Below are 23430 nucleotides of genomic sequence, written 5' to 3'. Positions count from 1 at the left end.
TGAACGGCGCGGCGGCATTTGGTGATTCGAGACAAGCTTACGCCCGATGCCGGAGGCCCTGGCGCGGTGTCAGAGCCCGGCGGCGATCGCGTCGCCCACGGCGCTTGTGGTGCGTGAACCGCCGTCGCGCTTCTCGACGTCGGCAACCACTGCCGCTTCGATCCTGCGGGCCGCTGCGGCGTAGCCAAGGTGGTCCAGCAGGAGCGCAGCGGAGAGGATGGCAGCCGTTGGGTCTGCCTTGCCCTGGCCGGCAATGTCCGGGGCGGACCCGTGCACGGGTTCGAACATGGAGGGGGCCGTGCGGTCCATGTTGATGTTGCCGGATGCCGCCAACCCGATGCCGCCGGTGATCGCGGCGGCGAGGTCGGTGAGGATGTCGCCGAAAAGGTTGTCAGTGACTATCACGTCGAAGCGGGACGGGTCGGTGACCATGAAGATGGTGGCGGCGTCCACGTGGAGGTAGTCGTGGGTGACCTCCGGGAACTCCTGCGCCACCGCCTCAACGGTGCGCTTCCACAGGTGCCCCGCGTAAACCAGGACATTGTGCTTGTGGACCAGGGTGAGGTGCTTGCGCTCCCTGGCGCTGGCCCGGCGGAACGCGTCCCGGACTACCCGTTCCACGCCGTGGGCAGTGTTCAGTGAAACCTCGGTGGCCACCTCGTGGGGCGTGCCCGCACGCAGGGTGCCGCCGTTGCCCACGTAGGGTCCCTCGGTGCCCTCGCGGACCACGATGAAGTCAATGGTGCCCGGGGTGGCGAGCGGGCTTCCCACCGTTCCATAGAGCCGGGACGGCCGCAGGTTGACGTAGTGGTCCAGGCTGAAGCGGAGCTTGAGCAGCATTTCGCGTTCAATAAGTCCCGACGGGATACGTGTGTCTCCCGGGGCGGCGCCCACCGCGCCGAACAGGATGGCATCCCGGGTCCGGAGGTCCGCCAGGACCTCGTCCGGCAGGGTCTCCCCGGTGGCCAGCCAGTGCTCTGCACCGAGCTTGTAGTGGGTCTGCTTGAGCTCCACGCCCTCCGCTGCCACGGCCTTCTCGAGGACCTTAATGGCCTCGGCAATCACCTCGGGGCCAATGCCGTCGCCGGGAATAACTGCAAGATCAATGGAGGATGCGCTCATGGATTCAGGTTAGCCAAAACATCCATATGCTGGTCAAGCTGTCTCAATATTCGAGAAGATGCCGAGGGCCGCCGCAGCGCCGGGCGGCAGGAGGCGCTGGGCGGCACTCACTGGACTACCGGGGAGGCACTGACAACCACGTTCGTGCCCCAGAGGTCGTCCGTGTAGCACGAGATGAGGACCAGCCTGTTGGGCGCAACCTCCCAGACAGGACTGTCCTTGAGTCCCGATTTGACGTACGTGGTGACAGAGTCCACCTGGTATTCAAGCTCACCCGCGGACGTGGCAACCGTGAGCCTGTCCCCCGCTGCCGCCTTTGAACTGAGCCGGTTGAAGGGCGCCTCAAGGTCCTGCCAGCTGTGGCCCACAACGTAGGTGGTGTTGGTGGAGCCCGCCCCCGGCATTCCGTAGGGGGTCAGCCAGTATCCGTCCATGGTGGGCGGCGGAATTATGGTCTGGGAGGCAACGTCCGAGCTGCTTGGATCGAGCTGATGGATAGGGACGTCGATATCCGCAGCTGGATAGACCAGCCGCTCCGGAGGAGCAGCCGGCGGCCCGGCGGCGGCCGACGGCACTTCCGGGGTGATGGCCGGAACAGGGAAACCTGAAACGGCGCCCGTCGCGGACTGCAGTGGAACGGGCGCTGATGCCACCGCAGTTGCGCCGCCCGGCGGCGACGTCCGCGCCCCGGACTCAACCAGCGCAGGGAGAAGGGCCACGGCAAGGAAGCCCACGGTTCCGGCCAGGGCCAGCAGAACAACGGTCCTGAGAGTCGACAGCCCGTGACCGTGGCCGGCTGTGCCGGATGTTGGGTCCTTTCCCGGTACTTCCTCCGGGTCATTACCTGCCATGAATTGTCCTCATGCTTCGGTTCAGCGTGGGGAAAAATGCCGGGAGACGCAAAGCGCCGTGCAACACCTGCACGGCGCTTCGCGTCCCTTTTACCCGAATGCCGCCGAAACGGCGGCTACCACGTGCTATCCGCGGTGCTGTCCGCGGACGGCAGTCCTAGCCATCGTCTTCCGGACGGCAAGGGCGGCACCGGCAACCATCACAGCGGCCAGGCCGCCAAGCCACGGAGCTGCGCCCGAACCGGACGGCGCCGAGACCGCGGTCTGCACGTTGAAACCCTCGTTTGGCGAGGCCACTGCACCGGTTCCGCCTCCGGCAACAGCGCCGCGCGGATTCGTCCCGGGCACCACTCCACCGGCAGGAGGAACGACATTTCCACCCGGCGGTACCGTCGGCGGGGTAGTCGGCGGCGTCGTGGTAACTTCCACGGGAACGCAGTTGTTGTTGAAGGTTGCCTGCCCCTCAGCGGTCCAGTTCTGGCCGGCAGGAATCACTTTTCCGCTGTTCGGCGGAATGATGTCCTCGCTGTGCTGGTGGTGGGCACCACCGTGGCCGTTCAGGCCCTGCAACGCGATTGAAAGGACCACGTAGGGGTTCTTTTCCGAACCTGTGGCGTGGCAGATGGTGATCTTCTTGTCGTTGTCCTTGGGCGGCCCGGCGGGATTTCCACCGGGCTTGGCGCAACCGGCGTTCCACACATCCACTTTGTCCAGGTTCTGGCCGCCAGGCAGGACCTTCCCGTTGTTGGCCGGGATGATGTCCTCTTCATGCTGGTGGCCGGCGTGGCCGTTCAACGCATTGAGGTCAATGGTGATCGGCACGTAGGGGTTCGTTTCCGATCCCGTGGCATGGCAGATGGTGATTTTTTCACCGCCGCCCGATTCGCCTGTGGCGAATGCCGTGGCTGTTGCACCCAGGAGTGCGAGGCTTGTGACCCCCAAGGTGGCAAGGATCCGTTTCATTTCCGTCTCCGTCCATAGTCTGCTTCAGACTGTCCAGACGCGAAGGAGAACGCACCGCCCCAACCTGACGGATCAACCCGGAGTAACGGGTCGAAGGGCAAACAGACAGCATCGGGGCGACGGTTCTCCCAGATGCGAACTGTCAGTTTGCTAACACGTTCAGGCTATGGATTTTCCTGTCCGGAATCCCCAGTAGGACGTACTTATCTTCGGAATACGGAACTACTTGGCCTCAGCCGGCTCTTCGTACTTCGGGAACACCGGCGAAGGGGCCGGCAGCTCCGTCCCTGCAACGATCGGGGTGCCAATGGCCGCGAACTGCCGGGCTTCCCCTTCGGGCTGGCCCAGCGTCTGCAGAAGCGCCGCCGTTGCGGCGGGCATGACCGGCTGTGCCAGGATGGCCACGATCCGCAGCACCTCGAGCGTCACGTAGAGCACGGTATTCATCCGCTCAACGTCGGTTTTCCGCAGCACCCACGGCGCCTGCTCGGCGAAATAGGCGTTGGTGTCGCCGAGGACTCCCCAGATCGCTTCAAGGGCGCGGCTGAATTCCTGCTTATCAAAGGCTGCCCGGGCCGCGGCGAGGAGGCCGCCGGCCTGCTCCAGGATGGCGTTGTCCTCCGCAGTGAACGCGCCGGGAACGGGGACCGTGCCCCCACAGTTCTTGGCGACCATGGACAGCGAACGCTGGGCCAGGTTGCCGAAGTTGTTGGCCAGGTCCGCGTTCATCCGCCCCACGATGGCGTCGTGGTTGTAGCTGCCGTCAGCGCCGAACGGCACTTCGCGGAGGAAGAAGAACCGCACCTGGTCCACGCCGTACTGGTCCACGAAATCGGATGGAGCCACCACGTTGCCCAAGGACTTGGACATCTTCACTCCGTTGTTCTGCAGGAAGCCGTGGATCATGACGCGCCTGGGCAGTTCAAGGCCTGCGCTCATGAGGAAGGCGGGCCAGTAGATGGCGTGGAAGCGTGAGATGTCCTTGCCGATGATGTGTACGTCGGCGGGCCAGTACTTCCGGAACTTTTCAGATTCGACGTCGGGGTAGCCAACTCCCGTGAGGTAGTTCGTCAGGGCGTCCACCCAGACGTACATGACGTGCTTGTCGTTGCCCGGAACCGGGACGCCCCAGTCGAACGTGGTGCGGCTGATCGACAGGTCCTCCAGGCCGCGCTTCACGAAGCTGATGACTTCGTTGAAGCGGTACTGCGGGGCACCGAACTCCGGATGTGACTCGTAGAGCGCCAGGAGCTTGTCCTGGTAGGCGGACAGCCGGAAGAAGTAGCTCTCCTCCGCCGTCCACGTCACCTCCGTGTCCGTCTCCTTGGAGTAGCGCACGCCGTCGTCCTTGACCACGGTGTCGTCCTCAACGTAGAAGGCTTCGTCCCGGACGGAGTACCAGCCCTCGTACTTGGACAGGTAGATGTCCCCGTTGGCTTCCATCTTTTTCCAGATGGCCTGCGACGCGGCGTAGTGGTCCTCGTCAGTGGTCCGGATGAAACGGTCGTACGAGATCCCCAGCGCGGCATGCGCCGCCTTGAAGGCTTCGACATTCCGGTCCACCAGTTCCTTGGGGGTGATGCCTTCCTTCTCGGCCGTCTGGGCGATCTTCATCCCGTGCTCGTCCGTGCCGGTCAGGAACATCACGTCGTAGCCGTCCAGCCGCTTGAAGCGGGCCATTGCGTCGGTGGCAATGTACTCGTAGGCGTGGCCGATGTGCGGCACCCCGTTGGGGTAGGTGATGGCCGTGGTGATGTAGAACGGCGTTTTCTCTGAAGCAGTCACGTAGAGGACGTTACCTTCGGTGCGGAGGGGCGGGCTAGATGAGTTCGGTCAGGGTATCGCTGAGACGGACGAGTTCGTGGTCGTGCGAGGCCACCAGGACGGCGATTCCGTCCGACGTGGTGTCCTTCAGGATGCTGATGATCCGGTTGGCAGAGGCACGGTCGAGGCTGGCAGTGGGCTCATCCACCACCAGGACGCGCGTGCCCAGGATCAGTGCCCGGGCAATGGCGACGCGCTGGCGTTCACCGCCGGAGAGCTGGGCAGGACGGTGCCGCATGCGGCGGCCCAGCCCCACGAGGTCCAGCAGGTCCTTGGCCATGTCGCGGCGCTGGTCCACTTCGCCGTCAGGGACAGCGGGCAGCAGCACGTTCTCGAGGGCGCTCATCCCGTCAATCAGTGCACCGCCCTGGTCGACGTAACCGATCAAGGCACGACGGCGGTCGGCGATTTCGTCGTCGCCCATGCTTTCGAGGGAATCGCCTTCCCAGTAGACACGGCCCGACGTCGGCAGCGTCAGTCCCGCGCCGACGGTGAGGATGCTGGTCTTGCCGGAGCCGCTGCGGCCGGCAACGCAGTGCATCTCGCCGGCGTGCAGGGTGAGGTCGAAGCCTTCCACCACGCTGACGGCTTCGGCACCGCCCTTGCCCCCGCCGTAGCGGATGGTGATGTCGTTCAGTTCCAGCGGGGTCCCGTGGTCGGCGGCCTTGACGATGGTGTTGGCGCGGGTCTGCAGGGGGACCTCCGCGGAGCCGGACCGGCGGCTCCGCTGGACATTCGTCGGGTTTGTCATTGGACCACTTTCGTTGCAATCGGTATCCAGCAAAGTACAGCCACAAGGCCTGCCACGCCCGCCCACAGTGCAGCGTACGGCGCCAGCAGCAGGCCTATCCCCAGGGCGCCCAGCACGCCCAGCGGCAGGGCAAGGGTTCCCACCAGGGCATTCTCGAACAGCCGGACCTGGCGCAGCATGTCCGGGTTCCAACCCATCGCCTCGAGGATGCCGAGGTACTGGCGCTTGGCGTTGAGCTCAAACCGCCCGGTGACCAGCGTGAGCACCAGCCCGACAGCCACGCCCGAAAGGGCGAGGAGGATGCTGGGCAGGGCAACACTGGCTGCGGCCAGGCCACTCAGGGCACTGGCGCCGGCAGCGCGGGGAATGTCAATGAGCAAGGCGATGAGGCCGCCCACTGCAGCGCCGAACACGCCTACGGCCAGGGCAAGGGAGATCGTGTTGAATTTGTTGGTGCTCAGCTGGCGGTTGGCGAAAGTCAGCGGCGAGTCCACCGGGATGAGCCGCTCGTCATGCTGCGGCTCCTGGTCCACGACGTGGCCGTGGCGCAGCTGCTGCGCTGCGAAGAAGGCCGCAGCAGCGTAGAGCACAAGGACGGACACGGACACGAGGGCCGTGGCAAGGCTCCAGCTCACCAGGCTCAGCACGGTCCCGGCGACGGCCAGCAGGACGGCGCCCACTCCGAACTCCTCCAGCACCCACCGGCGCACCCGGCGCTGGGTCCAGCCCATGGCCCGGAGCGTTCCGGCTTCGCTCCTTCGCTTGCGGATGTAGCTGACGGTGGATGCCCCCGTCAGGAGGGCTGCACCGCAGAGCGTCAGGAAGAGCAGCGTGACGTTGGTGCCGGACAAGGATCCGGTGACGGCTTCGGCAGCGTTCTGCCGCACCCAGGACTGCCGGACGGTGCCCAGGGCGGATTCCTTCCCGGCGCCGTCCTTGGAGTAGCCGGGAACGAAGATGCTGGCATCCTCGCGTGCGGAACCGGCCACAATGGTGGCTTCCAGGCCCATCGCGCGGATTTCGCCCGCCAGCTTCTCGACGTCGGGCTGCGCCTGCTTCCAGCTGCCCGGCGCCTTCGCGCGGACCCGGACGGCGTCGATCACGCTGGCGTTGTCGGTGTAACCCCGGGCAGCGGCAAGCCCGTAGTAATCGGTGATGGCACCGGCGGACTGGCTGGCCAGGCCGGTGGCGCTCAGGGAAGGTTCCAGCTCCGTGGCCGGGACATCGTTTCCGGCAGCGTCCTTGACCAGGGTGAACGGGGTGGGGTCGTAGCCACCGAGCGGCAGCTTGTTGACGTCGCCGGCGGCGGCAGCAACGGCAGAGGGGTCGAACGTGCCGTAGACCATCGCCAGCGGAGCAGCTGCCTGCGACCCCGTTTCGAGGTTCTCGCGGTAGGAACGTTCGTCCACGGGTTCGCGCTGGGTCTGGTCCACAGGGGCGCCGTTGGCGCTCTTCTCGGGCAGCCGGTTGACGGTCACCCATTCGCCGGGAACTGCTGCCTTGTCCACGGCGCCGTTCGCAGCCGTTTCGCCGTCCGTGTACTTGGGTGCGGCGGCAAAGTCGGTGCTCCACGTGGCCGGGGTGTAGAGGCCCTGGTTGAAGTTGCCGGTGCTCCCAAGCAGGGATGAGTGGTCCGTGGAGCCCGGCCAGGAAAGGACGAAGGGGTCCTTGGAGACGAACGGGAGGTAATCCTTGTCCAGGGACCGGGAAACGGTACCGACGTCCTTGACGACCTTGCCGGCGCCGTCAATCTCTTCGATCTTGACGTTGTACTTGAGGTCCAGCGACGTGCCGGAGCGCACGATCAGCGGAATGGCCTGGGAGTCGGCAGTCAGCTGCCCGGTCCGCTTGGCCTGCTGGTACTGGGTCATCAGCGGTGCCCAGTACTTGAGCTTGACGCCGAGGAAGTCCGGCCCTTCCTTAAGCTGGTCCAGGCTGATGCCGTTGGTGAAGAGCCCTTCAAGGTAGCGGCCCACGGCGCCCGCGTCGCGTGCATCAGCGGGCGGCGCCTTCTCCAGCGGGGCCAGGAAGTCGCCCGCCGAGCCCAGCAGGGCCCGCTCGGCGGCCGGGTCCACTGCCACCACCGATTCGGTTACCTCAGGGGCGAGGGGCAGTGATACGGACAGGTTGAAGAGGTTGTGCTCGGAGCCGCCGGCCGGGGCGGGAAACTTGATGCCCGTTTCATCCTTGGGTGCAGCGATCCTGATACTGCTGCCTCCGGCGGCCTTTTCTTCAACGAGCTTGGCCTTGCCCAGGGTGCCTTCGGCAGTGGACTTGAACAGCGTCTGCTCAGAGACGCCGTCGGAGCTGACGGCGCTGGCGGTCAGGCGGTACTTCTTGCTTTCGTCGCTCAGCACGGATTCGGCGGCAGGCCACTGGTCCGGGGCGGTTGCCCCGGCGGCCTGGTCGGCCGTTGCGGTGCCGGCCAGCCCGGCGTTGTAGCCCAGGTAGTCCATGGCCTCCAGGCGGGGCGACTCGAGGTTCTGGGTCACCCGGGAGACGAGGCTGATGGGGGCTGCCACGGAGGTTCCGGTCAGCTTTTTGATGGCTTCCAGCTGTTCAAAGCTGATGCCTCCGGTCCCGTTGGCGATCTCCGGCTGCATCAGCGCGCCGGAAGGCGCCTTGGCCTGGACCAGGATGTCATAGAGTCCCCGTGAATTTTCATCCACGGTCCTGTTGAGTGCAGCCTGTGACTGGCTTTGGACGAGGACCGACAAGCACATGGCTGCGATCAAGATGGCCGCGGTCAACAGCAGCACCCTGCTTCTGATGAACCTCTGGACGGCGTTCATGGAACTCCCTGAAACCTGGAATGCGTGCGCACATTCGAGTCCGCGCGGGGCGGACATGGACTATTACGGACTGATGTGCAAAAGGTAATTGGCCGGCCTGCCGGCCCCGGTCCTGAATCAGGACCAAGCCATTGTAAGCAGACCGGCCAATCATACGTGGCCTTGCGGGGACTCGCCGAAGCGGGTCCGGCGGGTACGGCGTTTCGCTGCCGTGGACTAGTCCTCCAGGTCCACTTCACGTACCATTTCGGCGCCGATGCCGGCCTTGATGGCGTCGAGGACCTGCTGCGGCACCGAGCTGTCGATGGTCAGGAGCGCGAGCACCTGGCCGCCCTCGTCAGAGCGCGCAACCTGCATGCCGGCGATGTTGATGTTGTTCATGCCCAGGATATGGCCGATCGTTCCGATCACGCCCGGGCGGTCGGTGTAGGCCACTACCACCAGGTGTTCGCTGATCGGGATTTCCACCTCGAACCCGTTGATGCCCACCAGCTTCTGGATCTGCTTGGGTCCGGTCAGGGTACCGGCCACCGAGATCTGGCTGCCGTCGCTGAGGGCGCCGCGGAGGGTCAGGACGTTCCGGTAGGACTCGGTTTCCGGGGTGGTGATCAGGCGGACGTTGATGCCCCGCTGCTCGGCGATGACCGGCGCGTTGACATAGGAGACCTGCTCGGTCACGACGTCGGCGAAGATGCCCTTGAGGGCGGCCAGCTCCAGGACCTTGACATCGAGGGATGAAATCTCGCCGGCAACCTCAACGTCGAACTGGGTCAGGGAGGCATGGGTCAGGGCTGTGAAGATCCGGCCCAGCTTCTCGATCAGCGGGATGCCGGGGCGGACGTCGGGGGCGATGACGCCGCCGGCCACGTTCACGGCGTCGGGCACCAGTTCACCGGCGAGGGCGAGGCGGACCGACTTGGCGACCGAAACACCGGCCTTTTCCTGGGCTTCGTCGGTGGAGGCCCCGAGGTGCGGGGTGACCACCACGTTGTCCAGCTTGAAGAACGGCAGGTCGGTGCTCGGCTCCTTGGAGAAGACGTCCACGCCGGCGCCGGCGATTTCGCCGTCCTGCAGGGCCGTAAAGAGTGCTTCCTCGTCCACCAGTCCGCCGCGGGCCACGTTGACAACGTAGGCGGTGCTCTTCATCTTCTTGAAGGCGTCCGCGCCCAGCATGCCCACCGTCTCCGGCGTCTTGGGCATGTGGATGGTGATGAAGTCCGCCTGGGCCAGGAGCTCATCCAGGGTCACCAGCTGGACGCCGAGCTGTGCCGCACGGGCTGAGGTGATGTACGGATCGTAGGCGAGGATCTTGGTGTCAAAGCCCTTCAGGCGGGCAGCGACGAGGGCGCCGATCCTGCCGAGGCCGATGATGCCGATCTTCTTTTCGAAGAGTTCGATGCCCGTGTACTTGGAGCGCTTCCACTCCCCGTCCTTGAGGGCGGCGCTGGCCTGCGGGATGTGGCGGGCCAGGCTGAGGATGTGTCCCACCGTGAGTTCAGCTGCCGAGACGATGTTGGAGGTGGGCGCGTTCACCACCATGACACCGGCCTGCGTGGCTGCCTTGATGTCCACGTTGTCCAGGCCTACGCCCGCACGGGCGATGACCTTGAGGTTCTTCGCAGCGGCGATCGCCTCGGCGTCCACCTGCGTTGCCGAGCGGACCAGGATCGCGTCAACGTCGCCAATGGCGGAGAGCAGCTGGGAACGGTCGGCGCCGTCGGTCTGGCGGATCTCGAAGTCCGGGCCCAGGGCCTCGACGGTAGCGGGGGAAAGTTCTTCGGCGAGCAGTACTACGGGTTTTGACACGGCTGATCCTCTGCGTTGCAGTCCGGGGGATAAAAATAGTCTAGGCCGACGGAAAGGCCGGGCTCACATTGTTAAGTGTGAACCCGGCCTCACAGTCTGACTTTATAACGGCACGTTGGGCCAGCCTTAGCGGGCTGCGGAACCTTCGACGTAGTCCACGTCCTGCTGCTGCCAGGCGAAGAGGGAGCGCAGTTCGCGGCCAACAGCCTCGATGGGGTGCTGCTCAGCCTTGGCACGCAGGGCCTTGAATTCGACGCCGCCGTTGTCCTGGTCCTCGATGAAACGCTTGGCGAAGGCGCCGGACTGGATGTCGGCCAGGACGGCCTTCATGTTTTCCTTCACCTCCGGGGTGATGACGCGGGGACCGGAGACGTAGTCGCCGTACTCAGCGGTGTCCGAAACGCTCCAGCGCTGCTTGGCAATGCCGCCTTCCCACATGAGGTCGACGATGAGCTTGAGCTCGTGGAGAACCTCGAAGTAGGCGATCTGCGGCTGGTAGCCGGCTTCGGTCAGGGTTTCGAAGCCGTACTGGACCAGCTGGGACACGCCGCCGCACAGGACGGCCTGCTCGCCGAAGAGGTCCGTTTCGGTTTCTTCGGTGAAGGTGGTCTTGATGACGCCGGCGCGGGTGCCGCCGATGGCCTTGGCGTAGGACTTGGCCAGCTCCCAGGCGGAACCGGTGGCGTCCTGTTCGACGGCGATGATGTCCGGGATGCCGCGGCCGGCTTCGAATTCGCGGCGCACGGTGTGGCCCGGAGCCTTCGGGGCGACGAGGATGACGTCAACGCCCTCCGGAGCCTGGATGTAGCCGAAGCGGATGTTGAAACCGTGGGCGAAGGCAAGGGCCTTGCCGGGCTTCAGCTTGTCCTTGATGGAGTCGTTGTAGATCGAGCGCTGGTGCTGGTCCGGCGCCAGGATCATGATGACGTCGGCCCATTCGGCGGCGTCGGCAACGTTCTTGACCGTGAAGCCTGCGTCCTCGGCCTTGGGTGCGGACTTGGAGCCGTCCTTCAGGGCGATGACAACCTCGACGCCGGAATCGCGCAGGTTAAGCGCGTGGGCGTGGCCCTGGGAACCGTAGCCAACAATGGCTACCTTGCGGCCCTGGATAATCGACAGGTCGGCGTCGTCGTCGTAGAACATTTCAGTCACTTGCGTAACTCCTCTTGAGTGGATTGTAGATAGGTGTCTTGCGTGGTGCGGTTACGGGCGTTGCGTACTGCCGCGCGGGACCTTGAGGGCCTAAGCGGAGCGCAGCGCCCTGTCACTCATGGAGCGGGATCCCCGTCCAACGGCCAGGGTGCCGGACTGCACGATTTCGCGGATGCCGAAGGGCTCCAGCACTGAAAGCAGCGCTGCGAGCTTCTCCGGGGTACCGGTTGCCTCGATCACCAACGAGTCTGTGGACACGTCGACGACGGCGGCACGGAACAGGTCTGCGGCCTGGGTAACCTGCAGGCGTGTTGCGGCATCCGCACGTACCTTGACCAGGATGTGGTCGCGCTGTACGGAAGATTCGGAAGTCAGCTCAACGATCTTGATGACGTTGATCAGCTTGTTGAGCTGCTTGGTGACCTGCTCGATGAGGTCGCCGTCGGCGTCGACAACGACCGTCATCCGGGAAATGCCCGGAACCTCGGTGGGGCCTACGGCCAGGGAGTTGATGTTGAAGGCGCGCCGGGCGAAGAGGCTCGCAACCCGGGTCAGGACGCCCGGCTTGTCTTCCACCAGGACGGAAAGTGTGTGGCGGCTCATGGTCAGTCCTCTTCTTCCCATTCCGGGGTCATGTTGCGGGCAACCTGGATCTGGTCGTTGCTCACGCCGGCGGGCACCATCGGCCACACCATGGAGTTGGGGCTCACCACGAAGTCGATGACTACGGGGCGGTCATTGATTTCGAGGGCCTTCTGGATGGTGGCGTCGATGTCCTCGTCGCGTTCACAGCGGAACGAGGCGCAGCCGTACGCCTCCCCCAGCTTGACGAAGTCCGGGATGCGGACGGTGTCGTGGCCGGTGTTCAGGTCGGTGTTCGAGTAGCGGCCTTCATAGAAGAGGGTCTGCCACTGACGCACCATGCCCAGGGAGGAGTTGTTGATGACGGCAACCTTGATGGGGATCTTGTTAATGGCGCAGGTGGCCAGTTCCTGGTTGGTCATCTGGAAGCAGCCGTCGCCGTCGATGGCCCAGACCACCCGGTCCGGCTCGCCCACCTTGGCGCCCATCGCAGCCGGCACGGCATAGCCCATGGTGCCGGCGCCGCCCGAGTTGAGCCACGCATGCGGGCGCTCGTACTTGATGAACTGAGCTGCCCACATCTGGTGCTGGCCAACGCCTGCCACGTAGATGCCTTCCGGACCGGTCAGGGCGCCGATCCGCTCGATGACCTTCTGCGGGGCGGTCAGGCCGTCGTCCGGCTCGGTCCAGCCCAGCGGGTAGGTTTCCTTGAGGTTGTTGAGGAAGGCCCACCAGGTGGTGAGGTCCGGGGTGCCCGACGCCTCGAACTGGGTGCGGACGGCTTCGGTGAGCTCCGGAATGATCTCCTTGACCGAACCAACAATCGGCACATCCGCAGTGCGGTTCTTGGAGATTTCGGCCGGGTCGATGTCGGCGTGGATGACCTTGGCCATCGGTGCGAACGTCTTCAGCACGCCGGTGACGCGGTCGTCAAACCGGGCACCGAGGGTGATCAACAGGTCCGACTGCTGCAAGGCAGTCACCGCCGAAACGGTGCCGTGCATGCCGGGCATTCCCATGTGCTGCGGGTGTGAGTCCGGGAACGCGCCCTTGGCCATCAGCGTGGTGACGACCGGGGCTCCCGTGGCCTCGGCGAGTGCCAGCAGCTCAGCGGATGCGTGCGCCTTGATGACACCGCCGCCCACGTACAGCACGGGTTTGCTGGCCGCGGCAATCAGCTTGGCGGCCTCGCGTACCTGCTTGTTGTGCCCTCGGGTGACCGGGCGGTAACCGGGCAGGTCGATGCGCGGCGGCCAGGAGAAGGTCATCTCGCCTACCTGGGCGTCCTTGGCCACGTCCACGAGGACGGGACCGGGGCGCCCGGTGGAAGCGAGGTGGAACGCTTCCGCCATGACATGCGGGATGTCGTTGGGGTCGGTCACCAGGAACGAGTGCTTGGTGATGGGCATGGTGATGCCCACGATGTCGGCTTCCTGGAACGCGTCGGTGCCGATCACACCGCTGGACACCTGGCCGGTGATGGCCACCAGCGGAACGGAGTCCATGTGGGCATCCATGATGGCGGTAACGAGGTTGGTGGCGCCCGGGCCCGAGGTGGCGATGCAGACGCCCACCCGCCCGGTCACCATGGCGTAGCCTTGCGCGGCGTGGCCGGCTCCCTGTTCGTGACGGACCAGCACGTGGTTCATGCTGGAGGCCATCAAGGGGTCGTAGGTGGGCAGGATCGCGCCACCGGGCAAACCGAAAATATCGTCGACGCCGAGTTCTTCGAGCGAGCGGACAATTGCTTGCGAGCCGGTCATCACCGTCGGGGGTACGACGTTGTTCGGCCCAAGGACAGGAGAGACGGCGGCAAGCTCGGCGACGACGGCGTTCTCAGCCGTCCGGTCGGCGCGGTCCGGAGCCTTGGCGGCTCCGGCGGACTTGGTGGCCATCAGCGAGGGGCTGATGGGCGATCCTTTGCTCATCGGACTCTTCCTTGTGGATCATCTGTGGTTCGTGGAAACTGCGGGAAATAAAAAAACCCCTCAGCCTGGCGGCTCTTCGAGGGGTTCGCGCGTGACAGTTCGTTGCCGGGGCTAGTGGGCCACGCGCTTGCTAAGGACGACGACTGCTTCTGCAACAGCGCAGCTGGTAACGAAAGTCATGCGTTCAGTTTTCCCTCTGGGCGAGATGCGTGTCAACGAGCCGTGTCACGATCTCACCATGTGGACCCCATTGTCCACTTATTGATCCTCCAGCGGAAGGATCAAAACCTACAGCCAATCACCCTGGCCCGGAAGGGCTTAACAAGGGTGATGCCGAGGGGCCCCTTGCATGAGGCGCTCAGCGCCTCATGCAAGGGGAAGGCATCAGCCGCAGTATGCGCCTGTGCTGGCACTGTGCACCAGCTTGGCGTACTTGGCGAGCACGCCCTTGGTGTACCTGGCCGGGAGCGGCTCCCAGCCCACCTTGCGGGCTTCGAGCTCGGCCTCGTCGACCAGCAGGTCGAAGCTGCGGGCTGCGATGTCCACGCGGATACGGTCACCGTCCTTCACGAAGGCGATGGGGCCGCCGTCGACCGCTTCCGGGGCCACGTGGCCGATGCACAGGCCTGTGGTGCCGCCGGAGAACCGGCCGTCGGTAAGGAGCAGGACGTCCTTGCCCAGGCCTGCGCCCTTGATGGCGCCCGTGATGGCGAGCATCTCGCGCATGCCCGGACCGCCCTTGGGGCCTTCGTAGCGGATAACGACGACGTCCCCGGCGTGGATCCGGCCGTTGTCCAGGGCGTCCAGGGCTCCCTGTTCACGCTCGAAGACTCGGGCGGTGCCTTCAAAGACATCGGCATCGAAGCCTGCGCTCTTCACCACTGCGCCCTCGGGCGCCATGGAGCCGTGCAGGATGGTGATGCCGCCGGTCTTGTGGATGGGGTTGTCCAGGGCGCGCAGGATCTTGCCGTCCACATCCGGCGGGTTGATGGCGTCGAGGTTTTCGGCCACGGTCTTGCCGGTGACGGTGAGGCAGTCGCCGTGCAGCAGGCCGGCGTCGAGCAGTGCCTTCATGATCACCGGCACGCCGCCGATCCTGTCCACGTCGGTCATGACGTAGCGGCCGAACGGTTTGAGGTCGCCCAGGTGGGGGATCTTGTCGCCGATGCGGTTGAAGTCATCCAGCGTCAGCTCAACTTCGGCCTCGCGGGCGATCGCCAGGAGGTGCAGCACGGCGTTGGTGGAGCCGCCGAAGGCCATGGTGACGGCGATGGCGTTCTCGAACGCTTTCTTGGTCATGATGTCGCGCGCAGTGATGCCCTGGCGGAGCAGGTTGACCACTGCCTCGCCTGACTTGCGGGCGAATTCATCACGACGGCGGTCTGCCGAGGGCGGGGCGGCCGAGCCGGGCAGGGACATGCCCAGGGCCTCGCCGATGCAGGCCATGGTGTTGGCCGTGTACATCCCGCCGCAGGCACCTTCGCCGGGGCAGATGGCCTTTTCGATGCGGGTCAGGTCCTCCATGCTCATCTTGCCCGCGGCGCAGGCACCAACGGCCTCGAATGCATCGATGAGGGTGACTTCCTTCTCGGAGCCGTCCTCAAGCTTGACCCAGCCCGGCATGATGGAACCGGCGTAAAGGAAGACGCTGGACAGGTCCAGGCGGGCAGCTGCCATCAGCATGCCGGGGAGGGACTTGTCGCAGCCGGCCAGCAGGACCGAACCGTCAATCCGCTCCGCCTGCATAACGGTCTCCACGGAGTCGGCAATGACTTCGCGTGACACCAGGGAGAAGTGCATGCCCTCATGGCCCATGGAGATGCCGTCGGAAACCGAAATGGTGCCGAACTGCATGGGGAACCCGCCGCCGGCGTGGACGCCTTCCTTGGCGCCTTGCGCAAGCCGGTTCAGGGAGAGGTTGCAGGGAGTGATTTCGTTCCAGGAACTGGCGACGCCGACCTGGGGCTTGGCGAAGTCGTCATCTCCCATACCGACCGCCCGGAACATGCCGCGGGCGGGCGCCGCGTGGATTCCGTCCGTTACGACCCGGCTCCGGGGTTTGATGTCAGGCTTGTTCTCGGTTGCGATCTGGGCGTCACTCATAGGGGAAAGTCTAGGGCTCGGCTGCACACCGGAACGACAGGTTCACGCCCCTCAATACCAAAAGCCTGAAATTCGATGCCGGATCATGGACTGCCATCTCGCATAGTGAGACGAGTCGTTCGAGGCCCGTCCCGCCCGGCGCTGGCTCACGGGCGTCTTCCATGCCCCGCCCCGCGCAACAGCCACTGCCGTCAATCTGGACAGTCGTGGCCGCCGGACGTAGCGTCAGGAAAAGACACCTTGCCATCCGGACTGAAGGGCCTGCCATGGATTTCGTTTTCTGGATCATCCTGATCATTGTCATCATCGGCGTTGTGTGGTGGTTGCTGAACCGCAACAGTGCATCCAAGCCGTCCGGGAGGTCCGGCGCCGAGGGCACGCGCACCGACGGAGCGCTCTCGGGCGGAAGCGCCGCTGCCTCTGCTGAAGCAGCCGGCACCACCGGCCTTCCCGGCGCAGCAGGTTTCGGCCGTCCCGCCGAACCTGCAGCGCCGACCACCGCAGAGGAACCCGCAGATACGGCGGCACCGGCTGCAGTCCCGCCAGTACCCGGCCAGGACGAGCGCCGCAGCCAGGACGAGGACGAGTGGGAAACCAAATGGTCCGAGGCCTCGGGCTCCTCCGTCGTTGCAGCCGGCGGAGCATCCCACCGCGGGCCGCAGGAAAGTCCTCTGCAGGAAAGCCCGGCCGGGACCGGTGGCGCGTCCACGGCGGCTCCTTCCCCGGCTCCCGCGGACCAGCCGGCAGAGCCGGCGCCGGCATCCCGGCCGGTCCATCACCCTGAATACACGGAGCCGCACGCCCCCACCCTCCCGGGCGCCGAGACGGCGGCGGTGGAGGACCTGGACGACGCCGGTCCGGCGGGCCGGGCTTCCACGCCGGCGGGTGCCGGTACTGAAAACGGCACTGCAAGTGGTGCTGCGAGTGCCTCTGCCGCGGGCCAGCCCGCCGGTGGCGGCGCGCCCGCAACGCCGACAGCTGCCGTCGTTCCCGACAGCGCGCCCGCGGCAGAAACGGCGGACCGCACCCAGTCTTCCGCCGTGACTGAATCCGCCGTGACTGAAAACGGAGCCGACCACGCCCGACAGCCCCAGGCCGCAGCAGCGACGGAACCCGCAGGACACCTGGCGGCGGATGAACCCTACGGGGCGGGCTCAGCGGCCGCGGGAGCGGATGGCAGCGGACCGGCCGGCTACACGGTCAAGGGTGACGCCGGAACCATGGTCTATTACGAGGAGGGGCATCCCGAATATGACCAGGCGCGGGCTGAGGTCTGGTTTGAGTCGGCCGCCCATGCCGAGGCCGCGGGCTTCCGGGTTCCCCGCCGGAAACGGCTCGAGTAAGGCCCGCGCCGGCACCTACGGCACCATCATCGGTTTCACTGCTGCCCTGTGGCCCATTTCACAGGCCCGTACGGCACGATCCGCGACGTCGCCAGGACGCCGAAGGGCGGATTCCGGCTCCCACCCGACAATAAAAACCCTGATTTTATGCTGGTTCTGCCCCCTCCCCCTCGATGTGGGCCCTGCTTTCCACCCGATTTCACATGCGCAAAAAGTTCGTGTAGAGTTTCATGTCGTTGCGGAGATCAACCGGGAAAGAAAAGCCGGTGATCACAGCAAAAAGATGCACCTCTAGCTCAATTGGCAGAGCAATTGACTCTTAATCAATGGGTTCCGGGTTCAAGTCCCGGGGGGTGCACGATTGGGAAAACAGCCTCCTGCTCGCGGAAACGCGAGCAGGAGGCTGTTTTGCTGTGTCCCCACTTGTTTCGGCCCCTGGCCACCGCGGAGGGACCTGCATGGCGCCGACGTTGCGAAGGTGGCCGGGGGCCGTCCTCGGGCAACAAAAAAGGCGTGACCGCAGCCCTTGGAGGCCGCAGTCACGCCTGCCCGCCGGCGACTAGCCCGGCGCCTTACTTCTAGGGTGTGTTCTCCACCAGCGCGCCGTTGGCGGAGCTGGGGGTTGTGGCGAACTGGCTGGCCAGTTCGCGCACGACAGCCTGGAGTTCCTGACGCAGCAAGTCCGGATCAATTGAGGCTGACGCCAGCACCGACCGTTCCATTTCCACCGCGGCCTTAACGGCTTCTTTGCCCTGCTCGGTGAGGGACACCACATGGCTCCGGCGGTCCGACGTGCTGCGGACGCGGACGATGTGTCCGTGGGCCTCAAGGCGGCTGAGCGTCTTACCCATAGTCTGCGCCTGGACACGAACGTATTGGGCAAGCTGCGCCTGGGTCATGGGGCCTTGCGCATCGAGAACCTCGATGGCAATGACTCCCGCATGGGTGAGGCCGATGGCACCCAGTTTTTCATTCCAGGAGTGTTCAACGAGGCGCGCAGCAGTGGACAAGAGGCGCCCCGTGGGCCAGTGATCCATATCAGGCATGCAGCAAGTATAGCCAAGTGCCGATTAGCACTGGTTCCCTGCCCTTACTAGGCTGGTGTGTCCCGCCCGCGAAAAGGAGAAAAACATTGGCTGACAGACTCGTAACCGGCGACGACGCGCCCGGTTTCACACTGAAGGACTCTTCCGGCGCGGACGTCAGTTTGTCCGGGCGCCCCGGCCGCCACACCATTGTGTACTTCTACCCGGCAGCCGCAACACCGGGGTGCACCAAGGAGGCGTGCGATTTCCGCGACAACCTTGCCTCTCTCCAGTCGGCCGGCTACGACGTGCTGGGCATCTCCCCCGATCCGGTGGAAAAACTGGCGAAGTTCGCGGCAAAGGAAGAGCTCACTTTTCCCTTGCTCTCGGACGCGGACCATGCCGTTGCGGAGGCGTACGGTGCCTGGGGCGAGAAGAAGAACTACGGCAAGACCTACGAGGGACTGATCCGTTCCACCATCGTGGTGGACCCCGAGGGCAAGGTTGCGCTGGCCCAGTACAACGTCAGGGCCACGGGCCACGTTGCCAAGCTGCGGCGGGACCTCAACCTCGACGCCTGACCGTGCGGCGCTAACCAAGGCCCTGCCGTGGCGACGCTACAATGGACACTGGCATCCGCCGTCGGGCCCTGCCGAAGGGAAACGGCGGCAGGAAGCCCTGCGCGAGTGGTGAAATTGGCAGACACGCAGGATTTAGGTTCCTGTGCCTTCGGGCGTGGGGGTTCAAGTCCCCCCTTGCGCACTATGTGGTCCCCCGGCTGTGGCCGGGGGACCACTCCGTTTAACCGGCCCGCCACCTGCGCTTATGCACGGCAAAATTCGCAGGCCGCCGAAAAAGTCCTTGGAATGCACCCATCCGCGTCCCGCCCCCGGCCGAATACCCAGTGAGACACCGGCCAAGGGCAGGTGCCCACCAGCAAGATTCGAACGACGCCGTCCGACAGTGTGTCCGCGGCGGGCAGACGCCACAATCCAAGGAGAACCGAAATGCAGACCATCAAGCGCACAACCTTCACCGTCGCAGGCGTAGCAGCAGCAGCTCTGCTCAGCCTCACCGCCTGTGGCGGTTCGGCATCGACGTCCGGCTCCTCCGCTCCCGCGGAATCGCCGGCGGCTACGAGCATGGCGCCTTCACCGTCCGCCACCGCCTCCGCTGCGGCCATGGATCCGGCGGCCAACCTGGTTGGCCCGGGCTGCGCGGGCTACGCCGAAAAGGTCCCCTCAGGTGCAGGCTCCGTGGAAGGCATGGCCCTCGATCCGGTGGCGGTTGCAGCGTCCAACAACCCGATCCTGACAACCCTCACCGCCGCCGTTTCCGGAAAGCTGAACCCCAAGGTTGACCTGGTGGACACCCTGAACGGCGGCGAGTTCACGGTCTTCGCTCCGGTGGATGACGCCTTCGCCAAGATCGATGCCGCCACCATCGAAACCCTGAAGACGGACGACGCCCTCCTGAGCAAGATCCTGACCTACCACGTTGTTCCCGGCCAGATCACCCCCGACAAGATCGCCGGCACCCACGCTACGGTCCAGGGCGGTTCAGTTACTGTCACGGGCAGCGGTGACCAGCTCAAGGTAGATAACGCCAACGTGGTCTGCGGCGGCGTCCAGACCAAGAACGCCACCGTCTACCTGATCGACTCGGTGCTGATGCCCAAGTAGCCACCAGGTGCGGACACCCCACCGTGTCCGCGGGAACAGCGAAGCCGGGGGCCTGCCGAAAGGATGGCCCCCGGCTTCCCTGTGCCGCGGAGGCCGCTGCTGCCCCGCGGCCGGAACACCCGGCGGCGCCAGGGATCTGCAGGTGGCGTCTATTAGACTGGGCTTCGGTCCGCACGCGGCGGCTCCGGCAGATCCAGAGGTGATAAACGAGTGCCCAGCAGTACTTCGCGGCGGACAGTCATCAAGACGGGCGCTGTCCTCCTGGCGTTGGGCGTGACCTCCTGCACGGCCGTCCCCGCCCCCTCGCCGTCGTCGGACTCCCCCAGCGCAACAACCGCCGCCGAGCCCGCCGCCACCTTCAATTTTGGAACTGCTGCCCAGCCCCTGGGCCTGGATCCTGCCCTGTCCAACGATGTCGAGTCCCAGCGCATTACCCGCCAGATCCTCGAAGGTCTGGTGGGAGTGGACCAAATCACCGGAAAGCCCACGCCATTGCTCGCCACGGAGTGGACTGAATCGAACGAAGGCCGTTCCTACACCTTCAAACTCCGCTCCGACGTCGTTTTCCAGGACGGGACCCCGTTCAACGCGGAGGCCGTCTGCGTCAACTTCAACCGCTGGTTCGCCTTTTCCGCGGAGTTGAGGCGGCAGGCTCCGGGCGGAACCTTCAAGGGTGTCTTCAAGGCGCATTCGGATGAGCCGGAGCTCTCCATCTTCAAAAGCTGCACCGCACTCTCAGCGGACACTGTGAGGATTGACCTTACCCAGCGGTTCACCGCCTTCCTCCAGGCCCTTACGCTGCCGGCCTTTGCCATGGCCTCCCCTGCCGCCCTCGCCGCGGGCAAGGCCGACGTCCTAGACCAAAGCCGCGGCGGCCAGCCCGTCTCCGCCTTTGGCACCAAGCCGGTGGGAACCGGTCCGTTCAGCCTTTCCTCCTGGGACGAAGGAAGCGTTACGCTGGCCACCAACAAGTCCTATTGGGGCGAACGCGGCCAGATTTCCACCATCAACTTCGTCGCCTACGACCACCCGCAGGCCAGGCTCCAGGCCCTGCTCGACGGCAAGATCGACGGTTATGACGCCGTAACGGTGGGCAACTTCGACCAACTGGTCAAGCGCGGAAAGCAGATCGTCCAGCGCGACCCCTTCTCCGTCATGTACGTGGGCATCAACCAGGATGTCCCCGTGCTCCAGAACCTGAAGGTCCGCCAGGCGATCGAAATGGCGATCGACAAGGAGACCCTGATCCGCAGGTTCTTCATCGACAACACGGCCAAGGCCACGCAGTTCGTCCCGCCCAAGATCAGCGGATTCAACAACGAGGCCCCGGAGTTGGGCCACGACCCCGCCAAGGCCAAGGAGTACCTGAAGGAGGGCGGGTACGCCGGCGAGGAACTCAAGTTCTACTACCCCCTGAACGTCACCCGCCCCTACCTGCCCACCCCCGAGAAGGTCTATGCCGAGATCAGCCGCCAGCTCACCGCCGTCGGATTCAACATCCAGCCGGTTCCGGTGGACTGGTCCGACGGCTACCTGCAGAAGGTGCAGTCCCCCGGCGACCACGCGCTCCATCTCCTGGGCTGGAACGGCTCCTACTCCGATGCCGATAATTTCGTGGGCCCCCTCTTCGGGGAGAAGAACGGCGAGTTTGGCTACCATGATCCCCAGGTCTTTTCGAAGATCAACCGGGCGCGCGGGTTGCCCGAAGGCAAGGAACGGGATGAGCAATATCACACCATCAACGCCCAGATTGCGGCGACCGTACCCGCAGTCCCCGTCGCCTTCCCCATCTCCGCCCTGGCCCTGTCCGACCGTGTCCTGAGCTATCCGGCGTCGCCGGTCTTAAATGAAGTTTTCACGAAGGTGCAACTAAAGCCTTGACGGAGCGGCCCAATTTCAGTATGTCCGCTGCCCGGGGATATTCTGTGACAGCCAGAGCCGCTGCAATCGGAGACTGATCGTGACCTTCATTTCCAAGACCCCACATGCCGACGTCGTCCTGATTGGCGGCGGCATCATGAGCGCCACACTGGGGGCATTCCTCAAGCAGCTGGAGCCGGACTGGACCATCTCCCTGTTCGAACGGCTGGACCAGCCCGGGCTGGAAAGCTCCGGCCCGTGGAACAACGCCGGCACCGGCCACGCTGCCCTCTGCGAACTCAACTATTCCCCTGCAGCCAAAGACGGCTCAGTGGACCCCTCCAAGGCACTGCAGATCAATGAACAGTTCCAGTTGTCCCGCCAGTTCTGGTCCCATTTGGTGGACCGGAACCTGATCGGCTCTCCCAAGGGCTTCATCAACACCGTGCCGCACATGAGCTTCGTCATCGGCGAGGACCACACGCGCTTCCTGCGGACCCGGTACGAGGCACTCAAGCCCCACACCCTGTTCCGGAGCATGGAGTACTCCGAGGACCACGGCCAGATCGCCAAGTGGGCGCCGCTGATCGTGAAGGGGCGCGATCCCAAGCAGCGCATCGCCGCTACCCGCGCCGCGGAGGGCACCGACGTCGACTTCGGGGCACTCACCCGCGAACTGACCACCTACCTTGGGAACAACGGCGTCGAAATCAACTTCGGCCATGACGTCACGGGCATCTCCAGGGCGTCCGACGGCGGCTGGGACCTTTCGCTGAAGTACCCCAAGTCAGGCGAGCACGGCAAGATCCACGCCAAGTTCGTGTTTGTGGGTGCCGGCGGCGGCGCCCTGCACCTGCTGCAGGCTTCGGGCATCCCGGAAAGCAAGGGCTACGGCGGGTTCCCGGTCTCCGGGCAGTTCTTCCGCTGCACGGACGAGACCATCGCCGCCCAGCACAGTGCCAAGGTCTACGGCCAGGCATCGGTGGGCGCGCCGCCCATGTCGGTGCCCCACCTTGACACCCGGTACGTGGACGGAAAGCGTTCGCTGCTGTTCGGACCGTATGCCGGGTTCTCCACCAACTTCCTGAAGAACGGTTCCTACCTCGATCTTCCGCGGTCCATCAGGCCGAGCAACATCATTCCAATGCTGGCGGTGGCGAAGGACAACATGGACCTCACCGCGTACCTGGTCAAGGAAGTGGCCAAGCGCCACGGCGACAAAGTCGAAGCGCTGCGTGAGTACTACCCGGAGGCCAAGGATGGTGACTGGGAACTGATCACAGCCGGCCAGCGTGTACAGATCATCAAGAAAGATCCGCAGAAGGGCGGCATCCTCCAGTTCGGAACTGAAGTGATCGCCGGCCGTGACGGTTCCATCGGCGCGCTCCTGGGCGCGTCGCCCGGAGCATCCACTGCGGTCCCTATCATGATCGAACTGCTGAAGAAGACCTTCCCGCGGAACTTCAAGGGCTGGCAGTCCAAGCTGAAGGACATGATGCCCGGCTACGGGGTCAAGCTGGACGAGAACCCGGAGCTTGCCGTCGAGCTGGAAAAGGCAACAGCCAAGTCGCTTCAGCTGGAGAGCGTTTCCGCCAGCCGCTGACCCTGCCGGGGCCGGCGGCCGGCACGTCCGGGTCCGTATCCGT

Annotated in this window: 17 protein-coding genes and 2 tRNA genes; 7 read left to right on the top strand and 12 right to left on the bottom strand. The window is 65.0% G+C overall.

The genetic code is table 11. The features are described 5' to 3' along the window. Positions 1–69 precede the first annotated feature (69 nt). From GK109_RS17860 to ilvD, 11 genes are all read right to left on the bottom strand, one after another. The gene (locus GK109_RS17860) at positions 70–1122 is read right to left on the bottom strand and encodes a 3-isopropylmalate dehydrogenase (protein ID WP_157241880.1); all 1053 of its coding nucleotides are present in this window, start codon (positions 1120–1122) and stop codon (positions 70–72) included. Positions 1123–1229: 107 nt separating this feature from the next. Further along, positions 1230–1973: a class F sortase gene (locus tag GK109_RS17855; RefSeq protein WP_197432492.1), complete on the bottom strand. Its 744-nt coding sequence runs from the start codon at positions 1971–1973 to the stop codon at positions 1230–1232. A 126-nt stretch (positions 1974–2099) separates the two neighbouring features. Continuing rightward, the gene (locus GK109_RS17850) at positions 2100–2936 is read right to left on the bottom strand and encodes a hypothetical protein (protein WP_157241879.1); all 837 of its coding nucleotides are present in this window, start codon (positions 2934–2936) and stop codon (positions 2100–2102) included. A 222-nt stretch (positions 2937–3158) separates the two neighbouring features. Then, complete coding sequence (gene metG, locus GK109_RS17845) at positions 3159–4721, bottom strand: methionine--tRNA ligase (RefSeq protein ID WP_321213822.1); 1563 nt, start codon at positions 4719–4721, stop codon at positions 3159–3161. Positions 4722–4755: 34 nt separating this feature from the next. Continuing rightward, positions 4756–5511 carry an ABC transporter ATP-binding protein gene (locus tag GK109_RS17840; protein WP_157241878.1) on the bottom strand — a complete coding sequence of 252 codons (756 nt, stop codon included), beginning with the start codon at positions 5509–5511 and terminating at the stop codon, positions 4756–4758. Next, positions 5508–8303 carry an ABC transporter permease gene (locus GK109_RS17835; RefSeq protein ID WP_157241877.1) on the bottom strand — a complete coding sequence of 932 codons (2796 nt, stop codon included), beginning with the start codon at positions 8301–8303 and terminating at the stop codon, positions 5508–5510. Before GK109_RS17835 ends, GK109_RS17840 begins: the two co-directional genes overlap by 4 nt. 216 nt (positions 8304–8519) lie before the next feature. Further along, positions 8520–10109, bottom strand: a complete 1590-nt coding sequence (gene serA / locus GK109_RS17830) for a phosphoglycerate dehydrogenase (protein ID WP_321213824.1) — start codon at positions 10107–10109, stop codon at positions 8520–8522. A 126-nt stretch (positions 10110–10235) separates the two neighbouring features. Next, a complete protein-coding gene (gene ilvC / locus GK109_RS17825; RefSeq protein WP_321213825.1) occupies positions 10236–11261 on the bottom strand; it encodes a ketol-acid reductoisomerase in 1026 nt (341 codons plus the stop codon). Positions 11262–11351: 90 nt separating this feature from the next. Further along, on the bottom strand, positions 11352–11864 hold the full coding sequence (gene ilvN / locus GK109_RS17820) for an acetolactate synthase small subunit (protein ID WP_009356538.1): 513 nt from the start codon (positions 11862–11864) through the stop codon (positions 11352–11354). Between the two features lie 2 nt (positions 11865–11866). Then, positions 11867–13771, bottom strand: a complete 1905-nt coding sequence (locus GK109_RS17815) for an acetolactate synthase large subunit (protein ID WP_157241875.1) — start codon at positions 13769–13771, stop codon at positions 11867–11869. 384 nt (positions 13772–14155) lie between these two features. Next, positions 14156–15874 (bottom strand): dihydroxy-acid dehydratase, encoded by a 1719-nt coding sequence (ilvD, locus tag GK109_RS17810; RefSeq protein ID WP_157241874.1) that lies wholly within the window; start codon positions 15872–15874, stop codon positions 14156–14158. A 266-nt stretch (positions 15875–16140) separates the two neighbouring features. Between ilvD and GK109_RS17805 the strand changes: the two genes are divergently transcribed. Both GK109_RS17805 and GK109_RS17800 read left to right on the top strand, forming a co-directional pair. Beyond that, positions 16141–17217 (top strand): hypothetical protein, encoded by a 1077-nt coding sequence (locus GK109_RS17805; protein WP_157241873.1) that lies wholly within the window; start codon positions 16141–16143, stop codon positions 17215–17217. Positions 17218–17502: 285 nt separating this feature from the next. After that, positions 17503–17575 (top strand) — tRNA-Lys (locus tag GK109_RS17800). A gap of 220 nt (positions 17576–17795) precedes the next feature. Here the strand turns inward: GK109_RS17800 and GK109_RS17795 are convergent. Beyond that, on the bottom strand, positions 17796–18254 hold the full coding sequence (locus GK109_RS17795; protein ID WP_157243103.1) for a MarR family winged helix-turn-helix transcriptional regulator: 459 nt from the start codon (positions 18252–18254) through the stop codon (positions 17796–17798). Between the two features lie 95 nt (positions 18255–18349). Here GK109_RS17795 and bcp point away from each other — a divergent pair, with 95 nt between their 5' ends. The 5 genes from bcp to GK109_RS17770 all read left to right on the top strand — a co-directional run bounded on the left by bcp (position 18350) and on the right by GK109_RS17770 (position 23387). Beyond that, positions 18350–18823 carry a thioredoxin-dependent thiol peroxidase gene (bcp, locus tag GK109_RS17790; protein WP_157241872.1) on the top strand — a complete coding sequence of 158 codons (474 nt, stop codon included), beginning with the start codon at positions 18350–18352 and terminating at the stop codon, positions 18821–18823. Positions 18824–18922: 99 nt separating this feature from the next. After that, positions 18923–19004: transfer RNA gene (locus tag GK109_RS17785), tRNA-Leu, on the top strand. A gap of 245 nt (positions 19005–19249) precedes the next feature. After that, a complete protein-coding gene (locus GK109_RS17780) occupies positions 19250–19924 on the top strand; it encodes a fasciclin domain-containing protein (protein ID WP_157241871.1) in 675 nt (224 codons plus the stop codon). A gap of 210 nt (positions 19925–20134) precedes the next feature. Next, positions 20135–21805 carry an ABC transporter substrate-binding protein gene (locus GK109_RS17775; RefSeq protein WP_321213830.1) on the top strand — a complete coding sequence of 557 codons (1671 nt, stop codon included), beginning with the start codon at positions 20135–20137 and terminating at the stop codon, positions 21803–21805. A 79-nt stretch (positions 21806–21884) separates the two neighbouring features. Continuing rightward, on the top strand, positions 21885–23387 hold the full coding sequence (locus GK109_RS17770; protein WP_323056529.1) for a malate:quinone oxidoreductase: 1503 nt from the start codon (positions 21885–21887) through the stop codon (positions 23385–23387). The last annotated feature ends 43 nt before the right edge of the window (positions 23388–23430 follow it).

It is taken from the genome of Pseudarthrobacter sp. GA104, from assembly GCF_009741265.1.
Taxonomy (GTDB): Bacteria; Actinomycetota; Actinomycetes; order Actinomycetales; family Micrococcaceae; genus Arthrobacter.
The sequence above is the reverse complement of the archived record's forward strand: the minus strand, read 5'-3'. Positions and strand labels throughout refer to the sequence as shown.

Excerpts from the sequence above, each read along its gene's own strand:
- GK109_RS17860 (WP_157241880.1), bottom strand. The coding sequence starts at position 1,122 with ATGAGCGCATCCTCCATTGATCTTGCAGTTATTCCCGGCGACGGCATT.
- GK109_RS17855 (WP_197432492.1), bottom strand. The coding sequence starts at position 1,973 with ATGGCAGGTAATGACCCGGAGGAAGTACCGGGAAAGGACCCAACATCC.
- GK109_RS17850 (WP_157241879.1), bottom strand. The coding sequence starts at position 2,936 with ATGAAACGGATCCTTGCCACCTTGGGGGTCACAAGCCTCGCACTCCTG.
- GK109_RS17840 (WP_157241878.1), bottom strand. The coding sequence starts at position 5,511 with ATGACAAACCCGACGAATGTCCAGCGGAGCCGCCGGTCCGGCTCCGCG.
- GK109_RS17835 (WP_157241877.1), bottom strand. The coding sequence starts at position 8,303 with ATGAACGCCGTCCAGAGGTTCATCAGAAGCAGGGTGCTGCTGTTGACC.
- ilvN (WP_009356538.1), bottom strand. The coding sequence starts at position 11,864 with ATGAGCCGCCACACACTTTCCGTCCTGGTGGAAGACAAGCCGGGCGTC.
- GK109_RS17815 (WP_157241875.1), bottom strand. The coding sequence starts at position 13,771 with ATGAGCAAAGGATCGCCCATCAGCCCCTCGCTGATGGCCACCAAGTCC.
- ilvD (WP_157241874.1), bottom strand. The coding sequence starts at position 15,874 with ATGAGTGACGCCCAGATCGCAACCGAGAACAAGCCTGACATCAAACCC.
- GK109_RS17805 (WP_157241873.1), top strand. The coding sequence starts at position 16,141 with ATGGATTTCGTTTTCTGGATCATCCTGATCATTGTCATCATCGGCGTT.
- GK109_RS17795 (WP_157243103.1), bottom strand. The coding sequence starts at position 18,254 with ATGGATCACTGGCCCACGGGGCGCCTCTTGTCCACTGCTGCGCGCCTC.
- GK109_RS17780 (WP_157241871.1), top strand. The coding sequence starts at position 19,250 with ATGCAGACCATCAAGCGCACAACCTTCACCGTCGCAGGCGTAGCAGCA.